Origin of the sequence: Cognataquiflexum rubidum (assembly GCF_022538115.1) — a bacterium.
Lineage (GTDB): Bacteria > Bacteroidota > Bacteroidia > Cytophagales > Cyclobacteriaceae > Cognataquiflexum > Cognataquiflexum rubidum.
In genome coordinates, this window is the sequence record NZ_JAKZAL010000019.1 from 1 (window position 1) to 16836 (window position 16836).

At 42.5% G+C, this 16836-nt stretch carries 13 protein-coding genes; 8 read left to right on the top strand and 5 right to left on the bottom strand.

Going from position 1 to position 16836, the window contains the following annotated elements; translation table 11 throughout:
• From tnpA to MMU05_RS17640, 4 genes are all read right to left on the bottom strand, one after another.
• A partial coding sequence (tnpA, locus tag MMU05_RS17625; RefSeq protein ID WP_241142995.1) for an IS200/IS605 family transposase occupies nt 1-341 on the bottom strand: 341 nt, incomplete at its 3' end.
• Nucleotides 342-1183: 842 nt separating this feature from the next.
• On the bottom strand, nt 1184-1585 hold the full coding sequence (locus tag MMU05_RS17630; protein ID WP_241142996.1) for a hypothetical protein: 402 nt from the start codon (nt 1583-1585) through the stop codon (nt 1184-1186).
• A 39-nt stretch (nt 1586-1624) separates the two neighbouring features.
• Nucleotides 1625-2692: a DUF3500 domain-containing protein gene (locus MMU05_RS17635; RefSeq protein ID WP_241142997.1), complete on the bottom strand. Its 1068-nt coding sequence runs from the start codon at nt 2690-2692 to the stop codon at nt 1625-1627.
• Between the two features lie 115 nt (nt 2693-2807).
• Nucleotides 2808-3698: a dioxygenase family protein gene (locus tag MMU05_RS17640; protein ID WP_241142998.1), complete on the bottom strand. Its 891-nt coding sequence runs from the start codon at nt 3696-3698 to the stop codon at nt 2808-2810.
• 246 nt (nt 3699-3944) lie between these two features.
• Between MMU05_RS17640 and MMU05_RS17645 the strand changes: the two genes are divergently transcribed.
• Nucleotides 3945-4724 carry an HNH endonuclease gene (locus MMU05_RS17645; RefSeq protein ID WP_241142999.1) on the top strand — a complete coding sequence of 260 codons (780 nt, stop codon included), beginning with the start codon at nt 3945-3947 and terminating at the stop codon, nt 4722-4724.
• Nucleotides 4725-4828: 104 nt separating this feature from the next.
• The gene (locus MMU05_RS17650) at nt 4829-5440 is read left to right on the top strand and encodes a hypothetical protein (RefSeq protein WP_241143000.1); all 612 of its coding nucleotides are present in this window, start codon (nt 4829-4831) and stop codon (nt 5438-5440) included.
• A 178-nt stretch (nt 5441-5618) separates the two neighbouring features.
• On the opposite strand, the gene MMU05_RS17655 is transcribed toward MMU05_RS17650, so the two are convergent.
• On the bottom strand, nt 5619-5858 hold the full coding sequence (locus MMU05_RS17655; RefSeq protein ID WP_241143001.1) for a DUF433 domain-containing protein: 240 nt from the start codon (nt 5856-5858) through the stop codon (nt 5619-5621).
• Nucleotides 5859-6177: 319 nt separating this feature from the next.
• On the opposite strand from MMU05_RS17655, the gene MMU05_RS17660 reads away from it, so the two are divergent.
• The 6 genes from MMU05_RS17660 (at nt 6178) to MMU05_RS17685 (ending at nt 16836) form a co-directional block, all read left to right on the top strand.
• Nucleotides 6178-7122, top strand: coding sequence for an alpha/beta hydrolase (locus MMU05_RS17660; RefSeq protein WP_241143002.1), 945 nt, complete (start codon nt 6178-6180; stop codon nt 7120-7122).
• A 265-nt stretch (nt 7123-7387) separates the two neighbouring features.
• Nucleotides 7388-7615: a UPF0175 family protein gene (locus tag MMU05_RS17665; RefSeq protein ID WP_241143003.1), complete on the top strand. Its 228-nt coding sequence runs from the start codon at nt 7388-7390 to the stop codon at nt 7613-7615.
• Nucleotides 7608-7952 (top strand): PIN domain-containing protein, encoded by a 345-nt coding sequence (locus MMU05_RS17670; RefSeq protein ID WP_241143004.1) that lies wholly within the window; start codon nt 7608-7610, stop codon nt 7950-7952. Before MMU05_RS17665 ends, MMU05_RS17670 begins: the two co-directional genes overlap by 8 nt.
• A 456-nt stretch (nt 7953-8408) precedes the next feature.
• On the top strand, nt 8409-10370 hold the full coding sequence (locus MMU05_RS17675) for a sensor histidine kinase (protein ID WP_241143005.1): 1962 nt from the start codon (nt 8409-8411) through the stop codon (nt 10368-10370).
• A gap of 1065 nt (nt 10371-11435) precedes the next feature.
• Complete coding sequence (locus MMU05_RS17680; protein ID WP_241143006.1) at nt 11436-11798, top strand: HEPN domain-containing protein; 363 nt, start codon at nt 11436-11438, stop codon at nt 11796-11798.
• Nucleotides 11799-11931: 133 nt separating this feature from the next.
• Nucleotides 11932-16836: a 2-oxoacid:acceptor oxidoreductase family protein gene (locus MMU05_RS17685; protein WP_241143007.1), complete on the top strand. Its 4905-nt coding sequence runs from the start codon at nt 11932-11934 to the stop codon at nt 16834-16836.

Sequence of the window (16836 nt, forward strand, 5' to 3'; positions counted from 1 at the left end):
TAATTGACAAGGTCGTCCAACGAAGAATAACTGCGTGTAAAGGCTGCATACCCCTCTTGCCATCCTTCAAAACCAGGAAATAGATCCGAGGATTTAATCATTTGACTGGTTGCTAGTTTAATATCCTTAACCAAGGCTGCCAATGAGATTGAAGGATGGATGGAAATTGCTATATGCATGTGATCCTCTACTCCATTGATTCGGTATGCATGACAGTTTTTGTTTTGGAGGATCCCATAAATATAATTGAACATATCCTGTCGGGTATCTTTTGACATGATAGGTTTTCTTTTATACGGTGTCCAGATAATATGGTAAACAATCGATGTATGTGTGCTCATAGATTTGGTTAGGTTTACGAAAAATCATTTCGATGAATTTACAAAATCGATTTGGGCACATTGCGTTTTTAAACGTTTAAGTCTTTTAAAATTTTAGAATTGATTCGGTTTAAATTCAACCCCTATCGGGGTTGGAGTGGGTGTTTTGATTCCTCATTCTTTCCCTCCGGATTTCATCCGGGGCAAATAACCTGACGGTTTTCAATCCCATTCGGGATTGTTATCGGGGGATGCCGTAAGTTCCCCATAAGTTTAATGTAATAGATTTGCATCAAGTGAGGAATAAAGTTCCTTCAAAATCCTTAAACAATCGTGAAAAGTAAGAACATAACCGCTTAAAATCCCGAAGGGATTGAATCCCCTTTTGGGGTATTTACCCCGGATGAAATCCGGTGGTTTAGCGAAAAACTTTCACCTAAATGAAATAACAACCCCGAATGGGGTTGAATTCAAAGGAGGTATTTTGGATCAAAGGCATCTATGTTCCTTCAATAATTCAACCCCTATCGGGGTTGGAGTGGGTGTTTTGATTCCTCATTCTTTCCCTCCGGATTTCATCCGGGGCAAATAACCTGACGGTTTTCAATCCCATTCGGGATTGTTATCGGGGGATGCCGTAAGTTCCCCATAAGTTTAATGTAATAGATTTGCATCAAGTGAGGAATAAAGTTCCTTCAAAATCCTTAAACAATCGTGAAAAGTAAGAACATAACCGCTTAAAATCCCGAAGGGATTGAATCCCCATTTGGGATATTTACCCCGGATGAAATCCGGTGGTTTAGAAGAAAACCCATAAGTACCAGAAATATCAACCCCGAATGGGGTTGAATTTGACATCACGGTTAGGAGGACTGGGAACCAAGGTAAATTAGCAAACCAAAAACAAAAGCAAGTGCACCTATGGTAATTGCTAAACCAGTCGAAATCGCGGTCGAACCTACATCAGTTTTTCTTACCTGCACTTGTGCAATGTCATCTACCCTGATAGAAATCTGTTCCTTAGATTTCTTGGTATCTATGGCTCTCAAAATTCCTGATTCCGTGTGGATATAAGTCAAATTCCTAACACTTCCACTTTTTTCATAAACCTTTATCCTATCTCCTGGCTTCAATTTTTGAAGTTGTTCTGCCATTGAAGTAGATTCTATTTTGGGCTTTACTTTTTCCAGGTTTTTGTAGGTCTTGCAGGAAGTAACCAATGCTGTAAGCAGGATTAATAATCCCACCAGAGGGACAATTTTCATAACATCTTTTTGGGTAAAAGTTTATGAGTCAAAATTTAATCAATGCTTATGATCCATCAAATGCTTCCTTAAGATATCCTCCCCAAAATCATTTCCCTTCTCGCGGAAGATGGAGTGGATATGGTTGGCATTGTCGAGAAAACCGACATTGTCATACTCGATGATAAAATCCGGGCTATGGATCATGTAGTAATGCGCTTTCATAGGCTCGTAGCTCCCGATCCAGGCAAAATACACTTCATCCATTCCCCTTGCATGCAGGATGGCAAGGTATTCTTCCGCCTTTTCCTTTTCCATATTGTTCATATACTCTTCGATCAGGTAATGGAGCACTTTCTGCTGCTCGGGACGGAGTTCCGAACCTTTGATCCCCATAAATTCTTCATACCACTGAGGTCGGTCAGGATTGGTCAGGATATCCTTGGGTACTTCCTGGCTCAAGGTGGCTTTGGCTTTTTGGGCCTCATCCAAGGTATTGACAAACCAAAAACCATAATCCTCCTCCTTGCTCAGCGGCCTCAAACCAGCATATTGGGTGACTTCCACCACGGCCGGGTCCGAACCGAGAAACAGCGGTGTCATCGAAAACGAATCCTTGGTCACCGTCAGGTTGATGGAGAGGTGGTGTCCCTCAAACTTGAAACCCCAAGCCGTGTCCATCCCGGGATTGCCGAGGATAGCGAGGTAATAATTGCCGTAATCCCAATCCAGTTTCCTGATAAAACCTATCGTCCGGTCATCAATTTGCTCCCGCTGATGGGCGATCTCAAAGATCTCGTGCAGGATATCATCCACCTGCATGATGGCAAAGGTCTTAAGGTATCCCTGCGAACTGAATATCGTGCTGAGGATCTTGTGGAACTTCTCTTTACTGCCCTCCGACAGATCCCCGTACCGCAGTCCTTTCCTTGGTAACAAACCATTCGGCAGGTTGGACCATTGGGTGCGGAGACTGTCATCCATCGAGAAGAGGACGCTGTCCTTTTGGTTGGCAGAAAGGGATTCCAAAAAGGCTGTAGTCACTTTGACCATATCCGTTTTGGATTGGCCAAAGAGTCCGGTCGAAAAAGTAAAAAGGAATACAAGAAGGAAAATGGTTTTTTTCATTTGAAAATACATTGTTATTGAAGGAATAATTAAATGAATATCCGATTATTGGCACAGGTATCCGGAACTTCGGTCTTCCGACTTCCGTCTTCCGTCCCTTTTTTAATTTAATGAATCAAACACTTTTGACATACACTTCGGTACCTTTTCCCGTATCAACATATTGAAAAGAACGCGTCACCTTGATTGCCCCGAAGGGACTGATGTCAAACTCGAGCTTGTCAAAACTTCCCTCAGGATTGCTTGGATAGACAAAGAGGTTGTTTCCTGCATACACATATTCTTCTCCAAATACCTCATTCTTGAGCCAAAGGGCATTTTGGTTATTGAAAAGGGTGAGCGTTTTCTTAGGATCATTTTCATGGACATAGGTTCCTGTCAGCTTGTCGATGGAGCCAGGTTCGACAGCCAAGGTCCTTGCCATCCCTACATTGAAGACTACTTTGCTGCCACCGTTTGGATGGTCCTCGACTTTCAACTGACGGTCTTTGGCAGCTTTGGCCCAAGGGTCTTTGGGGATGTTTTTATCCCCCGTAAAATACAGCTGCGTCACCAAAGGCTGATAGCCATCCGCAGTCACCATCATGTGGAAATGTGCCGGACGAATCAATCCTCCTCCCGCATCATAAGGCACAGGGATGATGGTCTCAAAGGAATAATTGCCATCAGCATCGCTATAAACCGTACCCCGGTATCGGAAAGCTGCGGTGGAGTTATCATAGACACCCTGTTCGTCGCAGTGCCAAAGCTCGACCTTGGCGTTTTTGTAAGGAGTGGTACAATCCTGATGAAGGATTTTGCCGAGGAGTTGTACCTTTCGGCCCTTCGAACCGGCTACAACCAAGTTGCTGCGCTCGGGACTTCCGGGTCTGTAGAATGGCCCCAAGATGTCAGAAGTCGTGGCGCAATCTCCCACATACCTAGTCCCGTCAAAGCGTATAAACCCGAATGCGCTGAGCGCCGTGGCGCAGAGGGCTGATGTTTTGATAAAGTTTCTCCTCTTCATTTCCCTTGCTGTTTTGGTTCTTTTGGTTGGGGCAGGATGCACCCTCACCAATCTAAAAAAATATTTGGTCAAATCCACTTTTGCCCAATGAATCAAGTACCAACAGGTCCATAATCTGTCCGAAACAGGAGGAATATTTTTCGGGGAAGTATTTAAAGTCTGTAGATGTATTGGATAATTACAGGAATAGTTTTATGTTTAGAAAAGAAGATAAAGTGAAGCAAAATGACAAGAATTGTGCAACCTATGAAAGCAGGAATAAATTCTGAAATCAAAGAAGAAAGTTTTGAAGAATTAAAAATAAATCTTAGTAAATCCAAAGAATTGAATGTTGATGACTGGTGCAAAATTCTTTTGGACAAGGAACTTACAAAAGAAACTGAATTATCAATCTTTCAGGAACTATATACATTTCAAGAACACAAGGCCTATGCTAGCCAAATTGCCAGATATTTAGGAACAACGCTCCGACCTCTCAATCTTGATATAAAAAAATATGCCCAAAAAATTGCTATTAAATATAATATAGCATTCACTGAACTTAATGAGAATCAATATAAATTTTGGTTCTTGTTTTTTAATGTCTGGGAGGAAGGAACAAAAAATATTTGGCAATTAAAATCTGAACTTAAAATCGCCTTAGAGCAAACAAACCTTACAGGCATTTCTTATGGAGGAGAGCTACCCCCAGACATTGAAACTGAATTTTTTGAAGGCTTGAAAAAAATCGTTCTAGTAAATTCATATGAAAGAAACCTGATGGCTAGAAAAACATGTATTAAACATTGGAAAGCAATATGTTCAGTATGTGAGTTTGATTTTGAAAAGCAATATGGAGAAATTGGTAAAGGATTTATTCATGTACACCATTTAATTCCTATTTCGCAAATTGGCGAAACCTATAAAGTTGACCCGATTAATGATTTGATTCCTATTTGTCCAAACTGTCATTCAATCTTACATAAGAAGGAACCTCCATTTTCAATTGAAGACATGAAAAAGATGATTAGAAAAAAATCATCTTAACCTGAAGAAATATAGATTTTAAGCTATGTATTTATTTAGAAGCCAAAACAGAAAAAGAATAAATAAAAGCTAACTAATAAAGATTGAACAAAACAAGTCGGATTATGAATATGGAAATTTTTGATTTTATAGGGAAAATTTCATTTGCGGTTTTAATTGCATTTGGATTAATTCAATATTCTTCCAAAAAAATATTTGAGAATTATTTGCTGAAAAGAATTGAAAATCATAAAAGTAATCTTGAGAGAATAAATATCTCACATGAAATTCAATTTGCTTCTCTTCACAAAGAAAGAGCCATTGTTATTCGTGAACTCTACCAAAAACTTTTTGACTACAAATTAGTAGTTATTCAATTTTTCAATATGAACTTAGACCCAAAAAATGAAAAACTAGATTTAGAAATCCGAATTAATGAATGGACAATCACAGCTCCTGAATTCAGTACATACTTCCACAAAAATAGAATCTATTTTAGTAAAGAACTTTGTGAAATTATTGACAATTTAATTAATCAATTAGATGTTATAAACAAAGAAACTCAAACTTTTTTACGGTCATTCCAGCTATTAGAAGAACAAATACAAGCAATTCATTCAAAAGACAAAAGATTTATTGAATTAAAAAACAAAGTAAATTATTATTTAAAAAAAGATATAGAAAAAATATCTTTAAATCTTGAGCAAGAATTTAGAAAAATTTTAGGTGTTATTTGACTTGACAGATTCCCCCTCTAGGTGTAGAATAAACGTTTGATCGTGGAACTGGGTGTAATTTGCAATTACACCCTTTTATTTTGTCCAATTTATAATTGGATTACTTGACTATCTGTTAAGATTTTATTTAAAAAAATCAAACTTCCTGTTGGGCCAGTACATTTATCCACGATGAATTTCATTTGGATAGTGCCAAAGGAGTGAAAAAGTTGCTTTCAAGAACTTCGTTTGCAAATAGTAAGCATGCCCGAATATCCTCCTCGGTGATATATGGATATTCTTCAATGATGGATTGAGGAGTTTTTCCATGGGCAAGCAATCCAAGAATAAATTGTACAGACAATCGGGTGCCTTTTATGACTGGCTTCCCAACCAATATTTCAGGGTTCAACTCAATTCTGTTAAGTATAGCTTCCATATTTCAATTTTAAATCAAATTTACATGAATCTTTTTATCGAGATCAGTTTGGTTACCAAATGTTTATCATCCGGATAATTAATTGGTATTTGAAACAATCCATTTATCACCAAAGGGTACCTTGATTTTGCAATCCAGACATGGTTTCCTACCATTCTTGTAAGTGCAAAGCAGATCAGAAATAAATAAGTGTAAAATTGACAGTTTTTTGTATCTTTCTGTAAGAACAGTTAGATCCCGGGTAGCCTTTTGCCTTCCAGGATTTATTTACCAATAACAAATAACCTATTAACCATATTCTCAATTAACCTATAATACCATGACCTACACCCCTAAATTCTTTACTATTCAGGCCTTTATTGTCTGTTTCCTGGTCTTTGCTTCCGCTGCCTTGGCACAGGATGGGACAATTTACCCACTAGAAGCACCCGCAGAACCGAGGGCCATCTTACTCGGCACGGGTGGTGTCGAAAACCAACCCGCACCTGAAACCTGGTTCCGTCAGTGGGGCGATCCCATGGCGCGGAATATCTCCACAGCCACCCTCACACCTTTCCTCCCTGAACCGGGAAAAGCAAACGGCGCTGCCGTAATCGTCGCACCGGGAGGAGGTTTCAGTTGGCTGTCGATGGGCAATGAAGGTTGGGAAGTCGCGGAGGCACTTGCCAAGCAAGGAATCGCGGCTTTCGTTCTCAAGTACCGCCTCAATCCAACTCCGGAGTCTTTAGAGGATTTTTCGGCTTGGATGAACCGTCCCCGAACTCCCGCTCCTCCTCCTGCTGCCGGTGCTGCATCAAGCACTCCTGCACCACGACCGCCACAGCGTGACCTTTCTAACCAACTTGAAGATGCCGAGGCGGCTTACGCCATGATTGTCGCGCGTGCCAAGGAATGGGGCGTCGATACCGATCGGATCGGAATGATCGGTTTCTCGGCCGGTGCCGGGCTGACGATGCATTCTACCCTGCATTCCAAGACCATGAAGCTTGCCTTTATCGGACCGATTTATGGCGGGATGGGACCTGTGGAAGTTCCTAAGAATGCCCCGCCAATGTTCAATGTGATTGCGACGGATGATTTTCTGTTTCAGGGGCAGTTTGGGGTGATCGAATCCTGGCACAAGGCAGGTATTCCTGTTGAATTCCACCTTTACCAAAACGGCGGTCACGGTTTTGGTATGGGCAATCCCAACCGGACGAGTAACCGTTGGTTTGATGCCTTTATCCATTGGCTTGATGTCAATAAGTTCCTAGCAGGAAAGTAAATGGGATGGGTTGGTAGTTCCTCTCACTTTGAAATTTTGAAAGATAATTCGGTATCACCCAAAGTCCGGGAGGTCTTGAAATATCTTTAAATCCAAAGATTGTATTCTGTGCATTTACAAGTTTTGACCAAGTCTAGAAATAGGCTTGGTCAAATTATATACTTTTTTAATACTTGTTTAAATTCCAAATTGCTCAAAATTATTATCTCTGAAAAAACAGCTATATTGAAGGCAAAACCGTTAGATATTAACTATTTTTGATAGTATGAGAACAGTAAATTTTAAAGTACCGGACACCGTTGATCTTGACGATAAAGAAATAGCAATGATCGTCGCTTCTTCACTTTATGAAAAAGGGAAACTTTCTTTGGGACAAGCTGCGGAATTGGCAGGTCTTACTATGCGGACATTTGCTGAACTCTTAGGAAAACACGATGTCTCAATTTTCAATTACCCTCCTACTGATTTGACAAGAGACGTCAAAAATGCATAAAGTAATTATTTCAGATACAAGCTGTTTGATTATTCTCACAAAAATTGGGGAATTTGATTTATTGCGCCAACTCTACAAAGTAGTAACCATCACACAAACCATTTTTTTGGAATTCGGTGATGAATTGCCGCATTGGATTGAAATTGAAAATGCAAGTGACAGTTATCGACAGCAATTGCTTGAATTGCAGGTTGACGCAGGAGAAGCTAGTGCCATTGCATTGGCATTGGAAATGACTGATGCAATCCTGATTATTGATGATTGGAAAGGGAGACAAGTGGCAGAACGATTGGGTCTATCGGTAACCGGAACTCTCGGAGTGATTATTAAAGCCTAAAATTCGGGATTAATTCCCTCTATTAAGCCAATATTGGATAAAATGAGAGAAACAAATTTCAGCATTTCTGAAGAATTGGAAGAAATTGCACTTTTAGAAGCAAATGAAGATTAAGAAGATAGCCATGAAGCAGGCGAAAAAATAATCGCGATGGGTAAGGTGCTCTGATCCATTTTTACACTTAATCTAATCTTTCTGCACCGCAGCCCATGGTATTCATTGTGTTGTGTTCTGTCCCGATTATTATCTGGATCGGTCACATATCTTTTAAAAAAGTGAATTTTCAATACCGAAATGGTTGGCGTTGATTTCTGATTTCGTATTTACTTTTATGACAATTCTTCATCTTAATTTCCTCCTTATTTTAATTTTTTATTACCAAACCGGGTATTTACCCACCGATTTTCAAAAAAATAAATATATGTTTGGAGTATGCTGAATTGTCACCAAATTCATTTGAAACCATCTATATCAAAATATCTATACTTTCTGGTATATGTCTTCATAATCTTCTATTTCAGCACTTTAGATTCCTATGGCCAAAATCCACATGTAGACGCCAGCCTGTTTAAGGAAGGTTTGCTAGAATTAAAATTCAACGACGGTTGGCGGTACCAACGCGGCGACAATCTGGAATGGGCAAATCCTGATTTTGATGACGCTGATTGGCATAAAATCAATCCTATAGGACTAAAAGCTTACCAAATGCAGGATAGCCTGTGGTCGGGCTATGGCTGGTGGCGGATTACCTTTACAGCCGATCCTAATACCATGGAAGCCATTGAAAGGCTGTATTTTTCCTCTTGGGGGGCAGCAGAAATTTATCTGGATGGGGAACTTGTGGAAACTTATGGGAATTTTTCAACCGATAGCCAACTGGAAAAAACCCATACACCCAACTATGAACCGGACAGACCCTTAAAAATTAACCCTAAGGATGTTCATACCTTGGCAGTCAGGTTTTCAAACCATCAGGCAAAAAACAATTTTAAGATATTCAGGTACTTTGCCGAAAACCTGGGCTTTGATATAGGCTTTTCAACCGCAGTCCGGGCAAAATATTCAGACTTCCGATATCCCAATAGCTTTGCCACGCTGTCGGTAATAGTCGCGGTCCTATTTATTCTCTTGGTACTGCATGTGCTGTTATACTTTAAATTCCGAAAGGAGGAGCCTTACCTAGTGATTACGCTCATCACCTTTTTCTTTTTGTGTGCAGCCCTTTGTGCCCATATACTCCTATTTTTTAAACTCAACGGTTTTACCAATCCCATTTTTAGTAGTATTTTAAATTCCGCTGCTTTTGGTTTGGGTTATGGGCTTTTACCCTATTCTTTAAGTTCTCTTTTTAGGATAGAAAAATTTTATTGGACCAGGCACTTGGTTTGGCTGGCACTTTTGAGGACAGCCAATTATTTTATCCCTGTTTTCAATTTCATTCTTTTTGATGCGAGCATCATCCTTGCGGTCATTGTTTTGATGGTCATCATTATGAGGATCGCCATCAAAGAAAAAAATAAAGGAGCACTTTACGTGACATTTGGAGCCATAGGTACTTCTGTTTTCTTATTGGTCAATAGAATGGTCAATGCTGAAATCATTACCCTAAGCACTTTTCTATATTATATTGACCTGATATTGCTGTATATCAGTTACCCATTAGGTATTTACATTTATATCACCAATCAATATGGCAGGCTATTTCTTGCGATGGAGCAGGAAGTGCAAGATCGGACCCACCAACTCAATGCCATGATCGCCAACCTGACCCAAACGCAAAAGGAGCTTTCAACAAAAAATGATGAAAATGTCCTGTTGCTGAAGGAGATCCATCACCGTGTTAAAAATAACCTGGAAGTCGTATCAGGCCTGTTGGCATTACAGTTTGCCAAAATCGAGGATCCCAATATTCAGGAAGTCATGTTGGCAAGTCAAAACAGGGTAAAGTCGATGGGTATTTTGCATCAGAAACTTTATCAAAGTGAGCATTTGGCATTTATTGAGATGAAAAATTACTTTGAAAACCTCTGCGAGAATATTTTGGATTCTTACAATGAAACCGACAGGATCAATGTAAATATTGAGATGACCGAACTTGAACTGGATGTGGATACGGCTGTTCCCTTGGGTTTGATAGTCAATGAACTTCTGACAAATTCTTTGAAATATGCTTTTCCAAAGGGACAAAAAGGGAATATTGAATTGAGTTTGAAAAATTTGAATAATGACAATTTCCAGCTTAAAATCAGTGACAACGGAGTGGGCAAACCCTTGATTGGAAAGGCATTGGGAACAGGTTTTGGGACGCAGCTGGTGGATTTGCTTACCCGACAGATAGATGGGAAATTGATACAGGATGTCAGTAACGGAACGCTTATTCTAATCAATTTTGAAAGGCAGGTAGCGGCTAAGGTTTAAGTAGGTGGATGGTTCATTTTTGGGATTCAGGAATTCCTTCAACTTGATCAATTATTTTTAGTATAGCCCCGAAGTGGGAAAAAAATAGAAGCAATGGGTAAGGTGCTACTCTGCATTTCCTATATTAGAGGATCTTCCTGAAGTATAAAATTCCAAAAAAGAAGACCGTTGTAAATTCTATTCTCGGATATCCTTCGGCCAACAGTCCACCACGGCGGAGCGAAATATAAGTAGCCATGGGCAAGGTGCTGCATTGATTTTTTTACTCACCATAATCCTCATGCACCGCAGCCCATGGTAAAGAATGAGGTTTGTTCTGTATTTCGGTCACAAATCTCATTAGGTGGTGAATCTCAAATACCGAAATGGTTGGGAAAATTTTATCATTTCAACTTTTCAATCCTGATGATTAATTGGCGTTTATTTCTCATGTCACTTTTTGTCATGATACAAAAAGTAACCAATCCCGATAATTATCGGGACTAGCGAAATAATCCTCCTCCCCATGTGCCCTCGCCGGCCCGGAATTTCGCTTCCTCCCCGCGGGTGTTTCATAGGAGGTTTTTATTTAAGTTGAGGATTCTGGAATTCCTTCTTTTGGACCTTTAATTAAAAAAAATAGCCCCGAAGCGGGCGAAACAACCATAGCCGTGGGCAAGGTGCTGCACTGCATTTCATACTCAATCTAAGCCTCAGGCACCGCAGCCCATGGTATAGATTCGGATTAGTTGGGTATTTCGGTCACGAATCCCTTTAGATAGAGAATTTCAAATACCGAAATGGTTGGGGCGAATCCATTGGTAAATTTTTTCAATGGTGTGAACCGGAAATTCTGACCGGAAACCATTTTTAATCCCCCTACCCCCCCCTTCACCCCTTCCTCTCCGTCCTCCGAGACCATTGGGGTAAATCCATCACAACCACCCCTTTGACATTTCTAATCCCTTATTTTTCTCCCTTGATGCAAATCATGGTTTTGGCTGATTTATGTCAGGTTTTTATCTATTATAACTAGATACTTTTAACACAATACAACGATCCATTACCAACCAAAAATACCCTGTCATGAACAACCTAAAATCCCAAACCATCCTCGAAGAAGCAGACGAAATGCTCAACACCGCAAAAGAAGAACTCTGCAGACCTGAAGAAGATGTCGTACACTATATGGTATGCAAGCATGCCTATAAGGCAATCACAAAATACATGGCAGGATACCTTATCGGTCAGGGTCAGGCCGTCTCACATTCGAGTTCTATCTCCGACCTTTTGGAAAAATGCCGCAATATCAATCCTACTTTTCAGAAACTCAACCTCGACCCGCTTTTGCGCCAAGGCAATCCGGAGGACTTGTGGATGAATACCCAAACGGCAAGAGAGTTCATAGACCTTGCTTCCAAAACAAGAAACATGATCGGCTTTGGCTGACCACAAAAATATCCGAAGAGACTCCAAAAAGGATGGTTTTCCTCCCTGGAGTCTCTTCATGATTTGATTTTTTAAACCTCCTCAAACCAATATCCTTATGAATTTCAATCTGTTGAAAAAACCATCTAATGTCATGGAAAATAAAAAAAACAACTTCAAATACCCCGGAACAAGGGTTGCGATGGATGGAAACACCGTCGCCATCATGTGTGAAAGGGAATCTTCCGATGCCGCAGGTGCCTACCCCATCACACCTTCTACTCAAATGGGTGAATATTGGGCGGAAGAAGCCGCAAAAGGCCATCTGAACATATCGGATAGGCCTTTGATTTTTATAGAGCCGGAAGGCGAACATGCCGCAGCGGCTGTTACTGCCGGCCTTTCCATGACGGGTTTGCGTTCGGCAAATTTCTCTTCCGGGCAGGGTATCGCCTACATGCACGAGTCACTCTATGCGGCTGTCGGCAAAAGACTCACCTACGTGCTCAATATCGGCGCCCGTGCCATGACCAAATCCACCCTCAACGTCCACGCAGGACATGATGATTACCATGCCATCGACGATACAGGGTTCTTCCAACTGTTCGCCAAAAAAGCACAGCACGTTGCTGACCTCAATATCATATCCCACAAAATCGCCGAGCTTGCCCTGAACCCCGGGGTAATTGCCCAGGATGGATTTCTGACCACCCACCTTATCGAATCGCTGATGCTTCCTGAAAGGGAACTGATCAAAGAATACCTCGGACGGCCTGACGACATTATCCCCACTCCCACTCCGGCACAAAGGATGATCTATGGCGATATGCGTCGTAGAATCCCCGAAGTATGGGATGTGGATAATCCGATGATGGCAGGTATCGTCCAAAATCAGGATTCCTACATGCAGAGTGTCGCCGCACAGAGGCCTTTTTTCTTTGACCATATCAAAGACATTACCGATCAGGCTTTTGAAGATTACTATGCCCTCACCGGCAGGAAATATGAAAGGGTGATGACTTACAGGGCAGAAGATGCCGAATACCTGATCCTTGGACAAGGCAGTGTCGTGTCAAGTGCCGAAGCAGTGGTGGATTATTTGAGAAGGACTCGCGGACTGAGAGTCGGGGTCGTTGACTTGGTGATGTTCAGGCCTTTCCCGGCGGATCTTTTGGGAAAAATCCTAAAAGGAAAAAAAGGCGTGACGATTTTGGAAAGATTGGACCAACCGCTTTCTGAGGATTCTCCGATCATGCGGGAAGTCCGCTCCGTCATCACCAAATGCATCGAAAACGGAAATCACAAAAAAGACCTTCCCTATCCTGAACTTCCCTCCTACACTGCCGGCGAAATGCCCGCTTTGTACACAGGCTCTTTTGGTATGGGCAGCCGTGACCTTCAGCCCGAAGGTATCATCGGAGCAGTAGAAAATATGTTGCCGGACGGTAAACACAAAAAGAGATTTTACCTGTCCATTGACTTTATCAGGGAAAATGCCTTCACCCCAAAACAAAGGGAACACCAGGAAAATATACAGGAAGCCTATCCCCATGTCAAGGAACTCGCTGTCCATGGTTCAGAGAATCCAAACCTGATGCCGAAGGACGCCATCACCGTCAGATTCCACTCCGTCGGTGGTTGGGGTGCGATCACGACAGGTAAAAACCTGGCCATGACGCTTTTTGACCTGCTCGGATATGACATCAAAGCCAATCCGAAATATGGCTCTGAAAAGAAAGGGCAGCCGACCACCTATTATTTGGCGGCAGCACCCGAGCCTATCACCATCAACTGCGAATACTACTTTGTCGATGTAGTGCTCTCTCCCGATCCCAATGTGTTCAAGCATACCAATGCTTTGGCAGGATTGAAAAACGGAGGCGCATTTATTATCCAAAGTGAAAGAAAAACTGCAGATGAAGTGTGGGCGGACATTCCAAAGCATTACCAAAAAACCATCATAGACAATGACATCCATGTATATTATGTAGATGGATTCAAGATCGCAAGGGAAGAAGCCACAGATCCCGAACTCCAGCTCAGGATGCAGGGAATTGCTTTCCAAGGGGCTTTCTTCGCAGCTTCTCCATTGATGAAAAAATCAGGGTTGACCGATGTCGCCCTGCTCAAAGCCATCGAGGACCAATTGCAACACAAATTCGGTGGCAAAGGTCAACGCGTGGTTGATGACAACATGCGTGTCGTCAGACGGGGTTTTGATGAAGTCTATGAAATCAAAAACAAAGTCCTTGGACTGCAGACCGAAAAATCAAACGGTCAGCTGATTCCGGTCATCCCGACCATGCTCAAGGATGCTCCAAAAAGCCAATCCAACCTGACCGATATCCATCGGTTTTGGGAGCAGACCGGCAGCTTTTACCAAAGCGGCCGAGGAAACGACAACCTCACAGATCCCTTTATCGGTCTTAGTGTCATCCCGGCAGCCACTTCAGTATTCCGGGACATGACAGGCATCCGTTTCGAACACCCGGAATGGGTCGCCGACAACTGTACTGCCTGCGGCAATTGCTACACGATCTGTCCCGATACAGCCATTCCCGGATTGGTCAGTGAACTCTCAGATGTGCTCGATACCGTTTTGAAAAGGGTGAAAAGAAACCATGAAAAACTGGATTTTCTTCCCAAAACAATAAAACAAATAGAACCGAAAATCAGAGCGCTTTTTAATGAACCACATAAAGGGGTTACTGTGAATATGCTGATCAATGAAGCCATTGACAATGTATTGGAAACAGAGGCCAAGGATTCTCTTCTGAGAATGGAGCTTGGATGGTTCAGGGAGGAATTGGGAGATTTTCAATTTGCCCTAACCAGACCTTATTATGACCTCCACGAAAAAAAGCAACCAAACAGCGGCGGTCTGTTCAGCATTACCATCAATCCAAACACCTGCAAAGGCTGTATGGAATGCGTGAAAGTCTGTAACGACGATGCCTTGAAAGTGGTCAAGCAAACAGACGATTCCATTGCAAAATTGAGAGAAGAATGGAGCGTATGGTCTGACCTTCCCAATACTCCAAAGAAATACAACCGCATCGACGATCTAGAAGAGAAAATCGGTCCACTCGAAACCATCCTCCTTGACAAAAATGCTTACCAGAGTTTTGCGAGTGGTGACGGGGCTTGTTTGGGTTGCTCTGAGAAATCAGTCGTCCACCTCTTTATGGCTACTGTGGAATCCCTGATGCTTCCCCGTGTTGAAAAACATGTGGCATATCTCGAAGGCCTGATCGACAAACTGGAAAAGCATATCCAAAGCAGGCTGATGAAATCCATGAACCTCATGGATACTGACCTGATGTCCAAAATCGTCGCAGAAAACCACGGAATGGACCTGACTATTTCGGGAATTGCCAGTAGGATGGAATCAGAAAAAGGTTCAGACCCCATCGATCCGGATTGGTTGACAAACACTACCAATATCCTTTCGGGACTGAAAAGCCTTCTTTGGAGATACACGGGAGGAACCACCGGAAAAGGCCGATCCAGCATGGGCATGACCAACTCGACAGGCTGTACCTCGGTATGGGGAAGTACTTATCCCTACAATCCTTATCCTTTCCCTTGGGCAAACCACTTGTTCCAGGACAGTACCTCCTTGGCGATGGGGATCTTTGAAGGCCATATGTCAAAAATGTCAGATGGGTTCAAACTGATCCGAAAAGCTGAAATGGAGCTCAAAGGAAATTACAATGTCAAAGAACAAAAAGACTTCTTCACCTACTTCAATTGGGAGCAATTCACAGATGAAGAATGGAAATTATGTCCTCCGGTAGTAGCCTTGGGCGGTGACGGTGCGATGTATGATATCGGATTCCAGAACCTTTCCAGGATGATGGCCTCCGGCAAACCCATCAAGGTCATCGTCGTCGATACGCAAGTGTACTCCAACACCGGCGGTCAGGCCTGTACCTCAGGATTTATAGGGCAAGTTTCTGACATGGCGCAATATGGCAAAGTCTGGAAAGGCAAGTCCGAACCAAGAAAAGAAATCGGTCTTATCGCCATGGCGCATAGAAATACCTATGTGATGCAGGGAACTTTGGCCAATACAAGCCACATGATCGAAGGATTTATCGAAGGTTTGCTGACCAAGCGTCCGGCACTGTTCAACCTCTACACTACCTGCCAACCTGAACATGGCGTGGCCGATGACCTGGGTGCACATCAGGCGAAGTTGGCGATGGAATCAAGGGCCTATCCGATTTTCAGGTACAATCCCGACAAAGGAAAAACCCCTCAGGAAGCATTTGACCTGGATGGAAACCCTGCCATGGATCAATTGTGGCCAACCTATGAGTTGAAATACATCGAAGGTGGCAGGCCAAAAACCATGACCGTGGCCATGACTTTTGCAGATTTTGCGATCACCGAGGCAAGGTTTAGGAAGCATTTCCGAAAAGCCCCAAGAGACACTTGGAATGAAAATATGGTCGTCTTGTCCGAATTCCTTGAGATGGACAAGAGTGCCCGAGAAGGCAAATTCCCTTATATCTGGGCTGTCGACCAAAAGCAATTGCTCAGCCGAGTTTTGGTAGCCAAACCGATGGTAGAATCCTGCGAAGAGCGCCGTGATTTTTGGATCATGCTCAGGGCCATTGCCGGAGTTTCCGACACCAAAGAACTTCCTAAAGAAGATGTGGAAAGCAAAGTCCGCGCAGAAGTGGTCAGCAGGATTGCAAGAGGCCTGATGAAAATGGCCGGAGATGACGGCGCAGGAATCATGGACTTGGTACAGGAAGAGCCAAAAGTAAATGTGAATGGCGCACCCAAAGCTGCCGCCACTGACGCAATGGCTCCTTGGATCGAGACTGAACTTTGTACTTCCTGCGATGAATGCACCAAACTCAACGGGAACATATTCGCCTACAACAAGGATAAGAAAGCCTTTATCAAAAATGCAGATGGCGGACCTTATATGGACTTGGTCAAAGCTGCCGAAAAATGCACCGCAGGCGTAATCCACCCGGGTTTACCTGCTGACAGGAATTTTGCAGATGCCGAAAAATGGATCAAAAGGGGAGAAAAATTCAACTGA

Coding starts and splice junctions, on each gene's coding strand:
- MMU05_RS17665 (WP_241143003.1), top strand. CDS start 7,388: ATGAGAACAGTAAATTTTAAAGTACCGGACACCGTTGATCTTGACGAT.
- MMU05_RS17630 (WP_241142996.1), bottom strand. CDS start 1,585: ATGAAAATTGTCCCTCTGGTGGGATTATTAATCCTGCTTACAGCATTG.
- MMU05_RS17670 (WP_241143004.1), top strand. CDS start 7,608: ATGCATAAAGTAATTATTTCAGATACAAGCTGTTTGATTATTCTCACA.
- MMU05_RS17640 (WP_241142998.1), bottom strand. CDS start 3,698: ATGAAGAGGAGAAACTTTATCAAAACATCAGCCCTCTGCGCCACGGCG.
- MMU05_RS17685 (WP_241143007.1), top strand. CDS start 11,932: ATGGAAAATAAAAAAAACAACTTCAAATACCCCGGAACAAGGGTTGCG.
- MMU05_RS17650 (WP_241143000.1), top strand. CDS start 4,829: ATGAATATGGAAATTTTTGATTTTATAGGGAAAATTTCATTTGCGGTT.
- MMU05_RS17655 (WP_241143001.1), bottom strand. CDS start 5,858: ATGGAAGCTATACTTAACAGAATTGAGTTGAACCCTGAAATATTGGTT.
- MMU05_RS17635 (WP_241142997.1), bottom strand. CDS start 2,692: ATGAAAAAAACCATTTTCCTTCTTGTATTCCTTTTTACTTTTTCGACC.
- MMU05_RS17680 (WP_241143006.1), top strand. CDS start 11,436: ATGAACAACCTAAAATCCCAAACCATCCTCGAAGAAGCAGACGAAATG.
- MMU05_RS17660 (WP_241143002.1), top strand. CDS start 6,178: ATGACCTACACCCCTAAATTCTTTACTATTCAGGCCTTTATTGTCTGT.
- MMU05_RS17645 (WP_241142999.1), top strand. CDS start 3,945: ATGAAAGCAGGAATAAATTCTGAAATCAAAGAAGAAAGTTTTGAAGAA.